Source organism: Pelagibacterium sp. H642 (assembly GCF_031202855.1).
GTDB lineage: Bacteria > Pseudomonadota > Alphaproteobacteria > Rhizobiales > Devosiaceae > Pelagibacterium.
In genome coordinates this window covers 3,613,173-3,627,731 of the sequence record NZ_CP101829.1, presented here as the reverse complement: position 1 = coordinate 3,627,731, position 14,559 = coordinate 3,613,173, and the positions used below count along the sequence as shown (strand labels likewise).

The 14,559-nt window shown below is 61.3% G+C and carries 12 protein-coding genes; all 12 read left to right on the top strand.

Annotated elements, in window-relative coordinates; all coding sequences use genetic code 11:
* Positions 1-8 precede the first annotated feature (8 nt).
* The 12 genes from NO934_RS18065 (at position 9) to rseP (ending at position 14,538) form a co-directional block, all read left to right on the top strand.
* Positions 9-254, top strand: coding sequence for a DUF1467 family protein (locus NO934_RS18065; protein ID WP_309161403.1), 246 nt, complete (start codon positions 9-11; stop codon positions 252-254).
* A 536-nt stretch (positions 255-790) separates the two neighbouring features.
* Positions 791-2,140, top strand: coding sequence for a proline--tRNA ligase (gene proS / locus NO934_RS18060; protein ID WP_309161402.1), 1,350 nt, complete (start codon positions 791-793; stop codon positions 2,138-2,140).
* Positions 2,137-3,504, top strand: coding sequence for an ABC transporter permease (locus tag NO934_RS18055; RefSeq protein ID WP_309161400.1), 1,368 nt, complete (start codon positions 2,137-2,139; stop codon positions 3,502-3,504). Before proS ends, NO934_RS18055 begins: the two co-directional genes overlap by 4 nt.
* Entirely contained in the window at positions 3,497-4,183 is a 687-nt protein-coding gene (locus NO934_RS18050) for an ABC transporter ATP-binding protein (RefSeq protein ID WP_309161399.1), read from the top strand. Before NO934_RS18055 ends, NO934_RS18050 begins: the two co-directional genes overlap by 8 nt.
* 461 nt (positions 4,184-4,644) lie before the next feature.
* A complete protein-coding gene (gene dnaE, locus NO934_RS18045; protein ID WP_309161398.1) occupies positions 4,645-8,088 on the top strand; it encodes a DNA polymerase III subunit alpha in 3,444 nt (1,147 codons plus the stop codon).
* Between the two features lie 354 nt (positions 8,089-8,442).
* Positions 8,443-9,240, top strand: a complete 798-nt coding sequence (gene rpsB / locus NO934_RS18040; RefSeq protein ID WP_309161397.1) for a 30S ribosomal protein S2 — start codon at positions 8,443-8,445, stop codon at positions 9,238-9,240.
* Between the two features lie 129 nt (positions 9,241-9,369).
* Positions 9,370-10,296: a translation elongation factor Ts gene (gene tsf, locus NO934_RS18035; RefSeq protein ID WP_309161396.1), complete on the top strand. Its 927-nt coding sequence runs from the start codon at positions 9,370-9,372 to the stop codon at positions 10,294-10,296.
* A 54-nt stretch (positions 10,297-10,350) separates the two neighbouring features.
* Positions 10,351-11,064, top strand: a complete 714-nt coding sequence (pyrH, locus tag NO934_RS18030; RefSeq protein ID WP_309161395.1) for a UMP kinase — start codon at positions 10,351-10,353, stop codon at positions 11,062-11,064.
* A 78-nt stretch (positions 11,065-11,142) separates the two neighbouring features.
* Complete coding sequence (gene frr / locus NO934_RS18025; RefSeq protein WP_309161394.1) at positions 11,143-11,703, top strand: ribosome recycling factor; 561 nt, start codon at positions 11,143-11,145, stop codon at positions 11,701-11,703.
* Between the two features lie 35 nt (positions 11,704-11,738).
* Positions 11,739-12,488: an isoprenyl transferase gene (locus NO934_RS18020; protein WP_309161393.1), complete on the top strand. Its 750-nt coding sequence runs from the start codon at positions 11,739-11,741 to the stop codon at positions 12,486-12,488.
* Positions 12,485-13,360 carry a phosphatidate cytidylyltransferase gene (locus NO934_RS18015; RefSeq protein WP_309161392.1) on the top strand — a complete coding sequence of 292 codons (876 nt, stop codon included), beginning with the start codon at positions 12,485-12,487 and terminating at the stop codon, positions 13,358-13,360. The genes NO934_RS18020 and NO934_RS18015 overlap by 4 nt, the downstream gene beginning before the upstream one ends.
* Positions 13,361-13,425: 65 nt before the next feature.
* Positions 13,426-14,538 carry an RIP metalloprotease RseP gene (gene rseP / locus NO934_RS18010; RefSeq protein ID WP_309161391.1) on the top strand — a complete coding sequence of 371 codons (1,113 nt, stop codon included), beginning with the start codon at positions 13,426-13,428 and terminating at the stop codon, positions 14,536-14,538.
* Positions 14,539-14,559 lie beyond the last annotated feature (21 nt).

The following is a 14,559-nucleotide window of genomic DNA, read 5'->3' as shown; positions in this document are numbered from 1 at the left end:
ACGAGTTCATGCAGCCCTTCACCTATGTCGCCATCTATTTCATCGTTTGGTGGACGGTCCTCTTCGCCGTGCTCCCTTTCGGCGTGCGCGGGCAACATGAGGATGGTGAGTTCGTCCAGGGCACCGAACCCGGCGCGCCGGTCAAGGCGCATCTATGGCAAAAGGTGCTGGCGACGACCGTGATTTCCGCCGTCGTCACCGTGCTGCTGTTCTGGGTCCTCTCCAATCCCGCGCTGCAGGAATACTGGAGCTAGCCGAAGGGCCGGTTCAGCTTTCGCGGTTTTCCGGTCAATTCGGGATTAAAGCCCGAGAATGACGCGGGAGAGGGGGCGCCGAAAAACACAGCCCTGCCGGAACCTCACCGCTCTCCCGGTCCTGGACCCGGAGACCCGCAAGGCCTCTTGCGGCAGCGGAAGAGGTGTGACCTCCGGCGCGCGCCCCGCATCCCCCGCTTTTCCTCACGTAAAATAAAAAAATGCAGGGCTAAGCCCTGCATTCTAAAAAAGTTTCGCGACAATCCACTGGTCTTACAGCGCGCAGATGGGCGGCCAGTGCTCCTCCCTTGACGTTGTCAGCGTCGGGCGGGTTGTACCCGCCGTTCGTTTTATGGGGCGGACCCTACCAAGGACATTTTGCCGCGACAAGAAGAAAATGCGTGGATTTGTCACACCGCGTCAAAAAACTGTCATAGGGGCAAACAAGGGTCCGCCTTGCCATCGTGCACTCCATTGCGCTTGATGGTTCCGCCCGGTATTGAGCCATTGTCGATTCTCGGCAGCTCGGAGTTTTCATGCGCCTCTCACGCTATTTCCTGCCCGTCCTCAAAGAGACCCCCAAAGAGGCAGAAATTGTTTCTCACCGCCTCATGCTGCGGGCGGGCATGATCCGTCAGCAGGCTTCGGGGCTGTATTCCTGGCTGCCGCTGGGGTTCAAGGTGCTGCGCAAGATCGAAAAGATCATTGAAGAGGAGCAGAACCGCTCCGGCGCCATCCAGCTCCTGATGCCCACCATCCAATCCGCCGATCTCTGGCGCGAGAGCGGGCGCTATGACGCCTATGGCAAGGAAATGCTCCGCATCGAGGACCGGCACGAGCGCGACATGCTCTATGGGCCTACCAATGAGGAGATGATCACCGACATCTTCCGGACCTATGTGAAGTCCTACAAGGATCTGCCGCTCAATCTCTATCACATCCAGTGGAAGTTCCGCGACGAGGTGCGCCCGCGCTTCGGCACCATGCGCGCCCGCGAATTTCTCATGAAGGACGCCTATTCCTTCGATCTGGACAAGGAAGGCGCGGTCAAGGCCTATCAGCGCATGTTCGTGGCCTATCTGCGCACCTTCCACCGGCTCGGGCTCACCGCCATTCCCATGCGGGCTGATACCGGCCCGATCGGCGGCGATCTTTCGCATGAATTCATCGTTCTGGCCGATACCGGCGAAAGCGCCGTATTCTGCCACAAGGAACTGCTCGAAAAGCCGATCCCTTCCGCCGACACCGATTTCCGCTCCGACCTGAGCCCCATTGTCGACGATTGGACCTCGCTTTACGCCGCGACCGAGGAAATGGTCGACATGGCCGAATATGAGCAGAACGTGCCCGAAGATCAGCGCGTTTCCGCGCGCGGCATCGAGGTGGGGCACATCTTCTATTTCGGCACCAAATATTCCGAGCCCATGGGCGCCAAGGTGATGGGCCCAGATGGCAAGGAAGTCCCGGTGCATATGGGCTCCTACGGCATCGGCCCCTCGCGACTCGTCGCTGCCATCATCGAGGCCAGCCATGACGACAACGGTATCGTCTGGCCGGTTTCGGTCGCCCCGTTCGAAGTGAGCCTCATCAATCTCAAATCGGGCGACGCACAGTGCGATGCGGCCAACGACAAACTCTATGGCCAGCTCCAGGCGGCCGGAATCGACGTTCTCTATGATGACCGCGAATCCGGCGCCGGGCAGAAATTTGCGACCTCCGATCTGATCGGTATTCCGTTCCAGTTGATCGTCGGCCCGCGCGGGCTCGCTTCTGGCGAAGTCGAAATCAAGCACCGCAAGACCGACGAGCGCGAAACGATCGGCATCGAAGACGCCGTTGCCCGATTGAAAGCGCTGATCGAACCCGAACGCAGGGACAACGTTTGACCTCCACCGACGCCGCCCGGCGGCAAAAGGGAACGCGACCGTTTTCGCGCTTTGAATGGGTTCTGGCCGGGCGCTATCTGCGCGCCCGCCGCCGCGACGCCTTCGTTTCGGTCATCGCTATTCTCACCATGGTCGGCATCATGATCGGTGTCGCCGCTCTGATCGTCGTGATGAGCGTCATGAACGGCTTTCGCGGCGAGTTGATCACCCGTACCTTGGGGCTCAACGGCCATTTCACGGGCTTTCCCATCGAGCAGCAGTTCACCGATTACGAACAGGTGCGCGCCAATCTCGAGGGCGTGGAAGGCGTGGTTTCCGCCGTCGCCTTCGTTGAAGGGCAGGCGTTGGTTTCGAGCCCCTACAATTCCTCGGGAGCCAATATTCGCGGCATGTCGCTCGAAGATATCGAGAAGCTGCCCTTGCTCTATCAAAGTGTCGAGTACGGCGGCTGGGAAGATTGGGATGAGCTGGAAGGGGTGGCCATCGGCTCGCGCATGGCCGCCAATCTGGGCCTTGCCATCGGCGATCCGCTGACCATCGTTACGCCCAACGGACCGCGCACGCCGCTTGGCTCGACGCCGCAGATCCGCACCTATCCGGTCAACGCGATCTTCGATGTGGGCATGGTCGAGTTCGACTCGCTCTTCGTCTATATGCCCATCGATGCGGCGCAGACCTATTTCCGCCTCTATGAGGATAGGCTGCGCGAGGGCTTCGAGGAACTCGATCCGCTCGCCACGGACGAGGAAATCGATGCTGCCTACGAGCGCGTCGGCATGGCAACGGCGGTCGAGGTGTTCCTTGCCGATCCCGATGCCACGGCGACCATGCAGCGTCCGCTCGAGGACGCGGCGGGCCGGCCCATGGTTTTCACCGATTGGCAGACGCGCAACCAGACGCTGTTTTCCGCGCTCCAGGTCGAGCGGGTCGTGATGTTCACCATCCTGTCGATGATCATCCTGGTCGCCGCCTTCAACATCATTTCCAGCCTCATCATGCTGGTGAAGGACAAGGCCGCCGACATCGCCGTGCTGCGCACCATGGGCGCCACCCGCGCCTCGATCATGCGGGTATTCTGCATCACCGGAACCGCCATCGGCTTTATCGGCACCATTCTGGGCTTCATTCTCGGCGTGGTCATCGCCCTCAATGCCGAGGCCATCCGCGCCTGGATTTCCAATCTGCTCGGCATCACCCTGTTCCCGCCCGAGATCTTCGCCTTTTCGGAACTGCCGTCGCGGGTCGATCCGCTCGAGGTCACGGTGGTTCTCGCCGTGGCGTTGGGGCTCTCGTTCCTCGCAACGCTCTACCCGGCCTGGCGCGCCGCCCAGTATGACCCCGTGGAGGCGCTGCGCTATGAGTGATGTCCTTTTGAGCCTTCGCGACGTCCGCCAGACCTATGGCGACGGGGAAGCGGCGGTGAATGTCCTCACCGGCGCCACCCTTACCATCAATCGCGGCGAGATCGTTGCCCTGGTCGCGCCCTCGGGCGCCGGCAAGTCGACTCTGCTCCATATCTGTGGCCTGCTCGAACGTCCCACCGGCGGCGATGTCGATATCGATGGCGAGCGCACCTCGAAGCTGGCTGACCGCCAGCGCACCCTCCTGCGCCGTCACCGCATCGGCTATGTCTACCAGTTCCACCACCTGCTGCCCGAATTCAGCGCGCTGGAAAACATCACCATGCCCCAGCTCATCGCCGGCGAAGGGCAGGGGACTGCCGACGAGCGTTCCAAGGCACTGCTCGACATCATGGGCATCGGCCACCGGGCCCATCATCGTCCCGCCGAACTCTCGGGCGGCGAACAGCAGCGCGTCGCCATCGCCCGCGCCGCCGCCAACCGTCCCAGCCTGGTGCTGGCCGACGAGCCGACCGGCAATCTGGACCCGGCGACCTCCGACACGGTCTTCGCCGCGCTCTCGGACCTGATCCGCCAGCAGAACGCCGGCTGCATCATCGCCACCCACAATCATGACCTCGCCCGCCGCGCCGACCGCGTGGTGACGATCGTCCAGGGCAAGGTCGAACCGCTGGCCCTCTGACCTCAGTCGGGATCGGTCCGATGCGTCCCCCCGGTTGGTTTCCCAGCGGGAGGTTTTCGTATGGATTCGCACGTCGTCGATCCGCGTTTACCCGCACTCGTCCCGGGCCGCTGCACCCGTATCCCGGCCATTTCGCACAACGGTGTCGGCAAACGCCGGGTAGACCTGGCGTAACTTTTCTTTAACCAGCGATCTCAAGCCCGCTATGGTCATATGGACAGGAACAAAAAAAGAACTTATAAGAACAAAACATAAACACAGGAGAGATCCCATGCTCGCTTTCGTCAAGGACTTCATGGCCCTGGTTTCGCTGACCGCCTTCGGTGGCGTGACGTTGTTCTATTTCGATATGATCACTTATCTCGCCTGATTCCCCCTGTGCAAAAGCCACCCTCAGGGTGGCACCGCACGGTTTGGAATGGCACAAGGAAACACCAGCTTTTCTCGGGTTTACGCTCCCAATGTCCGGTCCCGGCTTCGTTCATCTCCACGTCCATTCGGCCTTCTCCCTTCTCGAAGGCGCGCTGCAATTGGGTGCGATTCTGGAGATGGCAAAGGCCGATGGACAGCCGGCAATCGGCATTGCCGACACCAATAATCTCTTCGGTGCATTGGAGTTTTCCGAAAAAGCCTCGGGCAAGGGCATCCAACCCATCATTGGGTGCGAACTCACCCTCGATTTCGGCGCCGACGCTGAGAAGCCCTCGGACCGCATCAACCTGGGCAAGGGTACTGTCGTCCTTATCGCCACCAATTCGATCGGCTTTGCCAATCTTTCCGAATTGGTTTCAAAGGCTTACCAGGTCGGTTGCGATGGCCGCACCGCCGCTCACATCGACTGGGTCGTCGATCACGGGGCAGGGCTGATCTGCCTGACCGGCGGCCCGGAAGGCGCCATTGACCCCTATCTCGCCGCCGGTCTCGACGCCCAGGCGGAAGCCCGGCTCGGCGTGTTGTCCCGCATCTTTGGCGACCGGCTTTACGTCGAAATTCAACGCCATGACCGGGCCATCGAGAATTCGGTCGAGCCTCGCCTGATCGATCTTGCCTATCGGCTCGACCTGCCTCTGGTTGCCACCAACGAACCCTATTTCCCCAAACAGGACGATTTCGATTCCCACGACGCGCTCCTGGCCATCGCCGCGGGTTCCGTCGTTGCTCAGACCGAACGGCGCCGCCTGTCGGATCAGCACTATTTCAAGACGCGCGAGGAGATGATCGCCCTCTTTGCGGATCTGCCGGAAGCGATTGAAAATACGGTTGAAATCGCCCAGCGCTGCAGCTATCGCCCGCGCACGCTCGATCCGATCCTTCCCAAATTCGCCGCTGCCGAAGGGGTAAGCGAAGCCGAGGCCGTGGCCGCCGAAGGCGAAGAGTTGGCCCGGCAGGCACGCGAGGGTCTCAAGCGCAGACTCGAGGTTTACGGCCACGCGCCGGAGCGCACCACGACGGAATATGAGGAGCGGCTCGAATTCGAGCTCAAGGTTATCCGGGACATGAAATTTCCCGGTTACTTCCTTATCGTTTCGGACTTTATCAAATGGGCCAAGGCGCACGATATCCCAGTCGGCCCCGGCCGTGGCTCGGGCGCGGGCTCGCTCGTCGCCTATGCCCTGACCATCACCGATCTCGATCCGCTGCGTTACAATTTGCTGTTCGAGCGCTTCCTCAATCCCGAACGCGTATCGATGCCGGACTTCGACATCGACTTCTGCCAGGAGCGCCGCGAAGAGGTCATCCGCTACGTCCAGGACAAATACGGCTACGAGCAGGTCGCCCAGATCATCACCTTCGGAACGCTCCAGCCGCGCGCCGCCCTGCGCGACGTGGGCCGAGTGCTCCAGATGCCTTACGGCCAGGTCGACCGTATCTGTAAGCTCGTCCCGAACAATCCCGCCAATCCGGTGACTTTGGCGCAAGCCATTAACGACGAACCGCGCCTGCAGATGATGCGCGACGAGGACGAAACGGTCGCCGAATTGCTGCGCATCGCCGGCAAGCTCGAAGGGCTTTACCGCCACGCCTCGACCCACGCGGCGGGTATCGTGATCGGCGACCGGCCGCTGCAAAAGCTGCTGCCGCTCTATCGCGACCCGCGATCCGACATGCCGGTCACCCAATACAACCTCAAATGGGTGGAACCTGCGGGTCTGGTGAAGTTCGACTTCCTCGGGCTCAAGACGCTGACCACCATTCGATACGCCGTCGATATGGTCAAACAGACCGGCGTCGACCTCGATATCGATGCAATCCCGCTCGACGACGCGGCGAGCTACAAGCTTTACGCCGATGGCGACACTTACGGCATCTTCCAGTTTGAAAGTCCCGGCATGCGCCGGTCCCTGGTCGAGCTCAAGCCCGACCGCATCGAAGACCTGATCGCCATGAACGCACTCTATCGGCCCGGCCCGATGGACAATATCCCGAGCTTCATCAACAGAAAGCACGGCCGGGAAGAGGTCGAGTATCCGCATGAATCCCTGGCGGCCGTGCTCGACGAAACCTATGGCATCATCGTCTACCAGGAACAGGTGATGCAGATCGCCCAGCTTCTGGCTGGATATTCGTTGGGCGAAGCGGACATGCTGCGTCGCGCCATGGGCAAGAAGATCAAGGCCGAGATGGACAAGCAGCGCGTCCGTTTCCAGGAAGGCGCAGTGGCGAACGGCCTCAAGAAGGGCCAGGCCGATACCATCTTCGACTTGCTCGCAAAATTCGCCAATTACGGCTTCAACAAGAGCCACGCTGCTGCCTATGCCTGGGTTTCCTACCAGACGGCATATTTGAAGACCCACTTCCCGCAGCAATTCTACGCCGCCTCGATGACCCTCGATATGGCGCAGACCGACAAGCTGTCGGATTTCCGCCGCGAAGCGCAAAAGAAGGGGATCGAGGTCGTCCCGCCCTGCATCAACCGCTCCGAGGTCAATTTCTCGGTGCGCGAGGGCCGCATTCATTATTCCCTTTGCGCGGTCAAGGGGGTCGGCCGTCAGGTCGCCGAGCATATCGTCGAAGTTCGCGGCGATCGGCCGTTCAAGGATCTTGCCGATTTCGCATCGCGTATCGACCCCAAGATCATCAACAAGCGCACGCTGGAAACACTGATCAACGCCGGTGCTTTCGACGTCATCTCCAAGCGTCGCGAGCAGTTGGTCGAAGTGATCGACACCGTGGTCAACACCGCCCAGCGCGAGGCCAATGGCCGCGCCGACGGGATCGTCGACATGTTCGCCTCCAGCCAGCCCCAGGCGATCACCTTGCCGGAACATGTGACCCCCTGGAGCCTTACGGAACGCCTGGCCCGAGAGCATGCGGCCATTGGTTTCTATCTCTCCGCGCACCCGCTCGACGATTATTCCGAGCTTTTCGACAAGCTCCGCGTGCAACGATGGGCGGCGTTCGAGCGTGCGGCGCAGAACGGCGCGGTCGCCGGGCGCTTGGCGGGGACGTTGATTTCACGTCAGGACCGCCGCACGCGCAAGGGTTCGACGATGGCGATCATGATGTTCTCAGATCCCAGCGGATCATATGAATGCATTGCTTTTTCCGAGCAGATCAACGATTTCGGCCGCTGGCTGGAACCCGGAAGTTCGGTGGTCATCGAGGTTGGCGCCGAAGCCCGGCCCGACGGCGTGCGCTTGCGGTTGATCAATTGCGAGCCGATCGATGCGTCGGTCGAAAAGCTTGGCCGCCGCATGACGATTTTCGCCGGCAACGAAAAGTGCCTGGGCCCAATCAAGACGCAGCTTCAGCCCGGAGGCGAGGGGGTCGTCAGCCTCATCCTTGTCCGCGACCAGGGCGAGCGGGAATACGAGATCGAGCTACCGGGCCAGTTCCGCCTGACACCGCAATTGGCCGGCGGCCTCAAGGCCATAACCGGCGTCGTGGATGTGCGGCTGAATTAGGTTGGCCGAAATCTGCGTTCGTTGCGGCTCTGCGCTGGATTCTGGACACAAGTCCCGGAAGGATAGGGTAGGGTGGGCAGGCGCGGTTCTTCCATATGTCTCCGGGATTTATTACCGGAACAGAGCCAACGGCATCGGCCCAGCCCCGCACCCGTTGAAATTTGGCCCCAGCCGCACCATTTTAACATGCGTCGCAGAGCCAGGCAGCGCTTGCCTTAGTGCCAGCTCTCCTGTATAGGCCGCGACGTCAAATCCACATGCAGAGGCGGGTCTGTGCCTGAACAGATCCATCCGGTGGTGGGGCAACCCACCTCTTTTCCTTTGCAGAGGCATAACCGGTAAAGGAGTTACCCAATGGCATTGCCCGATTTTTCCATGCGTCAGTTGCTTGAGGCCGGCGTTCACTTCGGCCACCAGAAGCACCGCTGGAACCCCAAGATGGAACGCTACATTTTCGGCGTTCGCAACGACATCCACATTCTCGACCTGAGCCAGACGGTTCCGGCGCTTTATCGCGCGCTGCAGCTCATCAGCGACACCGTTGCCGACGGTGGCCGCGTGCTGTTCGTGGGCACCAAGCGCCAGGCTGCGCCGCTGGTTGCCGAAGCTGCCCGCCAGAGTGCGCAGTATTTCGTCAACTCCCGCTGGCTCGGCGGCATGCTGACCAATTGGCAGACGATCTCGAACTCGATCGCCCGCCTGCGTGAACTCGAAGCTCTTCAGGCTGAAGGCGCCACCGGCCTCACCAAGCGCGAGCGTCTGCAGCGCAGCCGCGAACAGGAACGCCTCGAGCGCGACCTGGGCGGTATTAAGGACATGGGCAACATCCCGAACCTGCTGTTCGTGATCGACACCAACAAGGAAGCCAACGCGATCAAGGAAGCCCGCCGTCTGGGTATTCCGGTGGTGGCCATCGTCGACACCAACTGCGACCCCGATGTCGTCGACTACCCGATCCCGGGCAATGACGACGCCGCTCGCGCCCTCGAACTCTACCTGTCGCTGGTGTCCAAGGCCGCGATCGACGGCATTTCGCGTTCGTCTGCTTCGCTGGGCCGTGACCTGGGTGCTTCCGAAGAGGTGATCGAAGAGCCCGCTCTCGAAGCCGAGACGGCCGAGCAGCCCGCAGAAGAGCAGGCAGCGCAGGCCTGAGGTCGGTCGTTTCTGTAGAGAACGAACGCTAAGGATTCCGCGCGTCATCTCTCCGACACGCTTTTTCTATTATCCGTGCCCACCCCGCGCTGTTTCGCGCGGGGCCAGGGCAGACAAAGAGGTATCGAGATGTCAATCAGTGCAGCAGACGTAAAACAGCTCCGTGAAATGACCGGCGTGGGCATGATGGACTGCAAGAAGGCGCTCACCGAAACCAATGGTGACATTGAAGCCGCCGTCGACTGGCTCCGCGCCCGTGGGCTGGCCAAGGCCGCCAAGAAGGCCGACCGCGTCACTGCCGAAGGTCTGGTGGGCGTTGCTGCGGCCGGCAAGCGTGCCGCCGTGGTCGAAATCAATTCCGAAACCGACTTCGTTGCTCGCAACGAACAGTTCCAGTCGATCGTGCGCAACACGGCCGAGGTCGCCCTGGACGTCAATGGCGACGTCGAAGCCCTGGCCGCCGCGGCCTATCCCGGCACCGGCCGCACGGTCTCCGAGGAGCTGACCGAAGCCATCGCCAAGATCGGCGAGAACATGACCCTGCGCCGCGCCGCCGTGCTCGAAGTGAGCGAAGGCGTTGTCGGCACCTATGTTCACTCGGCGATTTCGGATGGCCTGGGCCGCATCGGCGTGCTTGTGGGGCTGGAATCCACCGGCGACAAAGCCAAGCTCGAAGCGCTTGGCAAGCAGATCGCCATGCACGTCGCTGCCACCAAGCCGCTGTCGCTTTCCTCCGAGGACCTCGACCCCGAGGCCGTCGAGCGCGAGCGCGCCGTGTTCTCCGAACAGGCCAAGGCGTCCGGCAAGCCCGACAACATCGTTGAAAAGATGGTCGAAGGCCGGATCCGCAAGTACTACGAGGAAGTGACGCTTCTGGCCCAGACTTTCGTCATCGACGGCGAGAACTCGGTCGAGCAGGCGGTCAAGAATGCGGAAGCCGACGTTGGCGCACCGATCAAGGTGACCGGCTTCGTGCTCTTTGCCCTGGGCGAAGGCATCGAACGTCAGGAATCTGACTTCGCCGCCGAGGTTGCCGCCGCTGCAGGCACCGCGTAACGTATCCGCCACAATCGGATTCGTTAGCTCTTAAGCCTCAACAGCGGGACTTGCATGTCCAGACACGCCTTTTCACGCGTCTTGCTCAAGGTCTCCGGCGAAGCCCTCGCCGGAGACCAGTCATATGGAATTGAGCCTCAATTCCTCAACGCCATCGCGCGCCAGGTCGTGGACCTCACGCGGCAGGGCATCCAGGTGGCCATCGTCATTGGCGGCGGCAACATTTTTCGGGGCATGGCCATCGCAGCCAAGGGCGGCGATCGGGTGATCGGCGATCACATGGGCATGCTTGGCACCGTGATCAATTCGCTGGCCCTGGGCGATGCCATCCGCAGAGCAGGGGGTAGGTCGCACGTTTTTTCCTCTGTTTCGATGCCCTCGATCTGCGATACCTTCACCCAGCGCGCCGCCATTGCCGCGCTCGAAGGTGGGGCGACAGTGATCTGCGCGGGCGGAACCGGCAATCCATTCTTCACCACCGACACCGCCGCGGCGCTGAAGGCGATCGAATTGCGCTGCGACGTGCTTTTGAAGGGCACCAAGGTCGATGGCGTTTATTCGGCGGACCCCGAAAAGGACCCGTCAGCCACCCGGTTCGACGTCATTTCCCACGAGGAGGTGATTGCACAGGACCTGCGGGTGATGGATACGGCGGCTTTTGCGCTTGCGCGGGATAATGGCTTGCCGATAATCGTTTATGCCTTGTCGGACAAGGATGGTCTGGTGGGCGTTCTCGATGGGCGCACCCCCAGCACGCGTGTCGGCTGACCCGCGCATAGACAACAAGATTTTCGAGCAGCGCGCGCTGGCAAGGGCGACCTGCTCCAGACGACCGGGAGAAACCTGATGTCCGAAGCGTTCTCACTCGACAGCCTGCGCACCAGGATGAAGAAATCGATCGAGTCCATGAAGGGCGATCTCGCCGGCCTGCGCACGGGCCGCGCCAGTGCCAGCCTGCTCGAGCCGATCATGGTCGATGCCTATGGCTCGATGATGCCCCTCAACCAGGTGGCGACAGTATCGGTGCCCGAGCCGCGTATGCTCAGCGTGCAGGTTTGGGACCGTTCCATGGCCTCGGCGGTCGAAAAGGCCATCCGGGAATCCTCGCTGGGACTCAATCCCATGGCTGAAGGGCAGATCATCCGCGTGCCGCTTCCCGAGCTCAACGAGGAGCGCCGCCGCGATCTTTCCAAGGTTGCCCATCAATATGCCGAGCAGGCCCGCGTGGCCGTGCGCCATGTGCGCCGTGACGGCATCGAGCTGTTGCGCAAGCTCGAAAAGGATGGCGCCATGGGGCAGGATGAGGCTCGCGCCGAAACCGACAGGGTCCAGAAAGCGACGGACGAAGCGATCGCCGAGATCGACCAGCTCGTTGCCGCCAAGGAACAGGAAATCATGCACGTCTGAGCGGAGCTCCGCTTGGTCCCGTTCCGAGGGAACCGATGTCCACCAACCCGGCAGCAGCATCTATCGAACCCGAGCGCGATCTCAAGATCCCGCGCCATATCGGGGTCATTATGGATGGCAACGGACGCTGGGCGCAGCAGCGGGGGCTCGGTCGTTCGGAAGGTCATAGGGCCGGGGTCGAAGCGGTTCGCCGGATTGTCGGATTGGCCAGGGAATATGGCGTCGAATGCTTGACGCTGTTTTCGTTCTCTGCCGAGAACTGGCGCCGTCCGCCCGATGAAGTCCGCTTTATTTTCAGCCTGTTGCGGCGTTTCGTTGCGTCCGATCTCGATAAACTCGACCAGAGCAACGTCCGCATACGCATCATCGGCGAGCGCGATGGGTTGGAGCGCGGACTGCGCGGTATCATCGACGAGGTCGAAACCCGGACCAGGGACAACACGGGGCTCGATCTGATTATCGCGTTCAACTACGGGGCCAAGGTCGAAATCGTCAACGCCACCCGCGCCATAGCGCGCAAGGTCGCGGCGGGCGAACTGGCCCCAGAAGAGATCGATGAGGCGACCGTAGCGCATCATCTCGACACCTCCGGCCTGCCGGACCCGGATTTGATCCTGCGCACGAGCGGCGAAATGCGGCTCTCCAATTTCCTGCTCTGGCAATCTGCATATGCCGAATTGGTCTTTGTTCCTGAGAACTGGCCCGATTTCGATGAATCGGTTTTCGTTCGCGCGCTGAGAACCTACACTGAGCGCGACAGGCGGTTTGGCGGAATTCGGACGTGAAGGACCAGGAGGGCAGGGGAACATCGATCTATGCGAGGCTATGGCCTTTCGGACCGGACCTGCTGCCGCGCCTCCTCTCTGCCATAGTCCTCATACCCCTGACCGCGATTGCCCTGGTTGCCGGGTGGATTCCCTTCGCATTGCTGATCGCGCTGGTGATGGCCGGCGCTTATCGCGAATGGGAAACCATGATCACCGGCCAGCAGGCGCGCTGGCCGGCGGCGTTTTTCATGGGGCTGATCGCGCTGGTCGCTATCGCCCATCCCATGAACGGCGCATGGGCCAGTGCGGTCGTTTTCGGCGTCGCCATTGTCGCGGCGCTATTGATCAAGGCGCCCAACCGCCACTGGCGGATCAGCGGGCTGGCATTTTTCGGGCTTTCCACCATCGCCTTCCTTGCCATCAGGGGCAGCTCTGGCGTGGGAATCTGGGCCGGAATCTTCCTCGTTTCCATCGTGTGGATGACCGATATTGGCGCCTATTTCGTCGGTCGAATCGTCGGGGGCACCAAACTGTCCCCGGAAGTATCGCCATCCAAAACCTGGTCGGGGGCGGCCGGCGGTCTGTGCGCGGGCACGCTGAGCGGCATCGCCGTGTGGTTCCTCGCCGGCTGGGTGCTTGATACGCCGTCACCCTTCGCTATCGGACTTTTGATCTCGGTGGTGATCTCGATTTCCGGGCAATTGGGGGATTTGGCCGAGAGTGCGGTCAAACGTCGCTTTGCCATCAAGGACAGCGGCGACATAATCCCCGGACATGGTGGCCTGATGGACCGGATCGACAGTCTCACGGTCGCCGGTATCGTGCTTTGGTGCATAGGCTTGGCCAATCGGGGGCTGGGCGCGGTGCCACAGGGCATTCTGTTCTGGTAGCTCTATAATTGGACACATTGGCATTTCAAAAAGCCATGTGATCGCATCGACCGAAAGGGACTTCGATGATCGGCGAGCTTCCGTTCTTTCTCAACTACATCATCCCCTTTCTCGCGGTGCTGACCGTCATCGTCTTCGTGCACGAGATGGGCCACTACCTCGTCGCCCGCTGGAATGGGGTGGCGATCGACGCCTTCTCGGTCGGCTTTGGACCCGAACTTTTCGGCTGGACCGACAAGCATGGGACGCGCTGGCGCCTGGCGGCGTTGCCGCTGGGCGGTTACGTCAAGTTTACCGGCGACGCCAACGAGGCCAGCGTTCCGGACCTCAATGCGCCCGAGCAAAACGATCCCGCGCTCGCTCCGCGCCTGTTCGCCAATAAATCGGTGTTCCAGCGCATGGCTGTCGTTGTCGCTGGCCCCTTGGCCAACATCATCTTCACCTTCTTGATTCTCTATGCGCTGCTTTTGGGCTATGGCCGGCTGACCCTAGCCCCCGTCGTGGGGGAGGTCGTCCCGGATTCCCCGGCGGCGGTCGCCGGTCTGGAATCGGGCGATACGTTTATTTCGGTCGACGGTTATGGCATCCGGGGCTTCGAGGATGTACAGCGCATCGTTTCGACATCGCCCGATCGGCGAGTTCCCGTGGTGATCGAACGGGACGGCGAGAGGCTGGACGTGACGCTGATTCCGCAGCCGGAAACGACAACGACGCGCTTTGGCCGCGAGATCGAGGTGGGCCGTATCGGGGTGAGTCGAGAAGTCGGGGAGAACGATATCGTTCGCTATCAGCCCGACCCCCTCGAAGCGGTCGGCATGACCTTCGAGGAAATCTGGTTCATCATCGACCGCACCCTGATTTTTTTAGGTGACATTTTCATTGGCCGAGCCGATCTCGATCAGGTGGCCGGACCTGTTGGCATGGCTCAGGTATCGGGGGAGGTTGCGACCCTCGGCTTGTTAGCATTGGTTAACCTAACCGCACTTTTATCGCTCAACATCGGCATAATTAACCTCTTCCCAGTACCAATGTTGGATGGTGGTCACCTGATGTACTACCTCTTCGAGGCTGTGCGCGGTCGACCCCTGAGCCAGCGCGTTCAGGAAATCGGGTACCGCATCGGCTTTGCTCTGGTGTGTACGCTCATGGTCGCGACGCTTATCAACGACCTGATCTAGATCGGGCGCGAGGTATCAAGG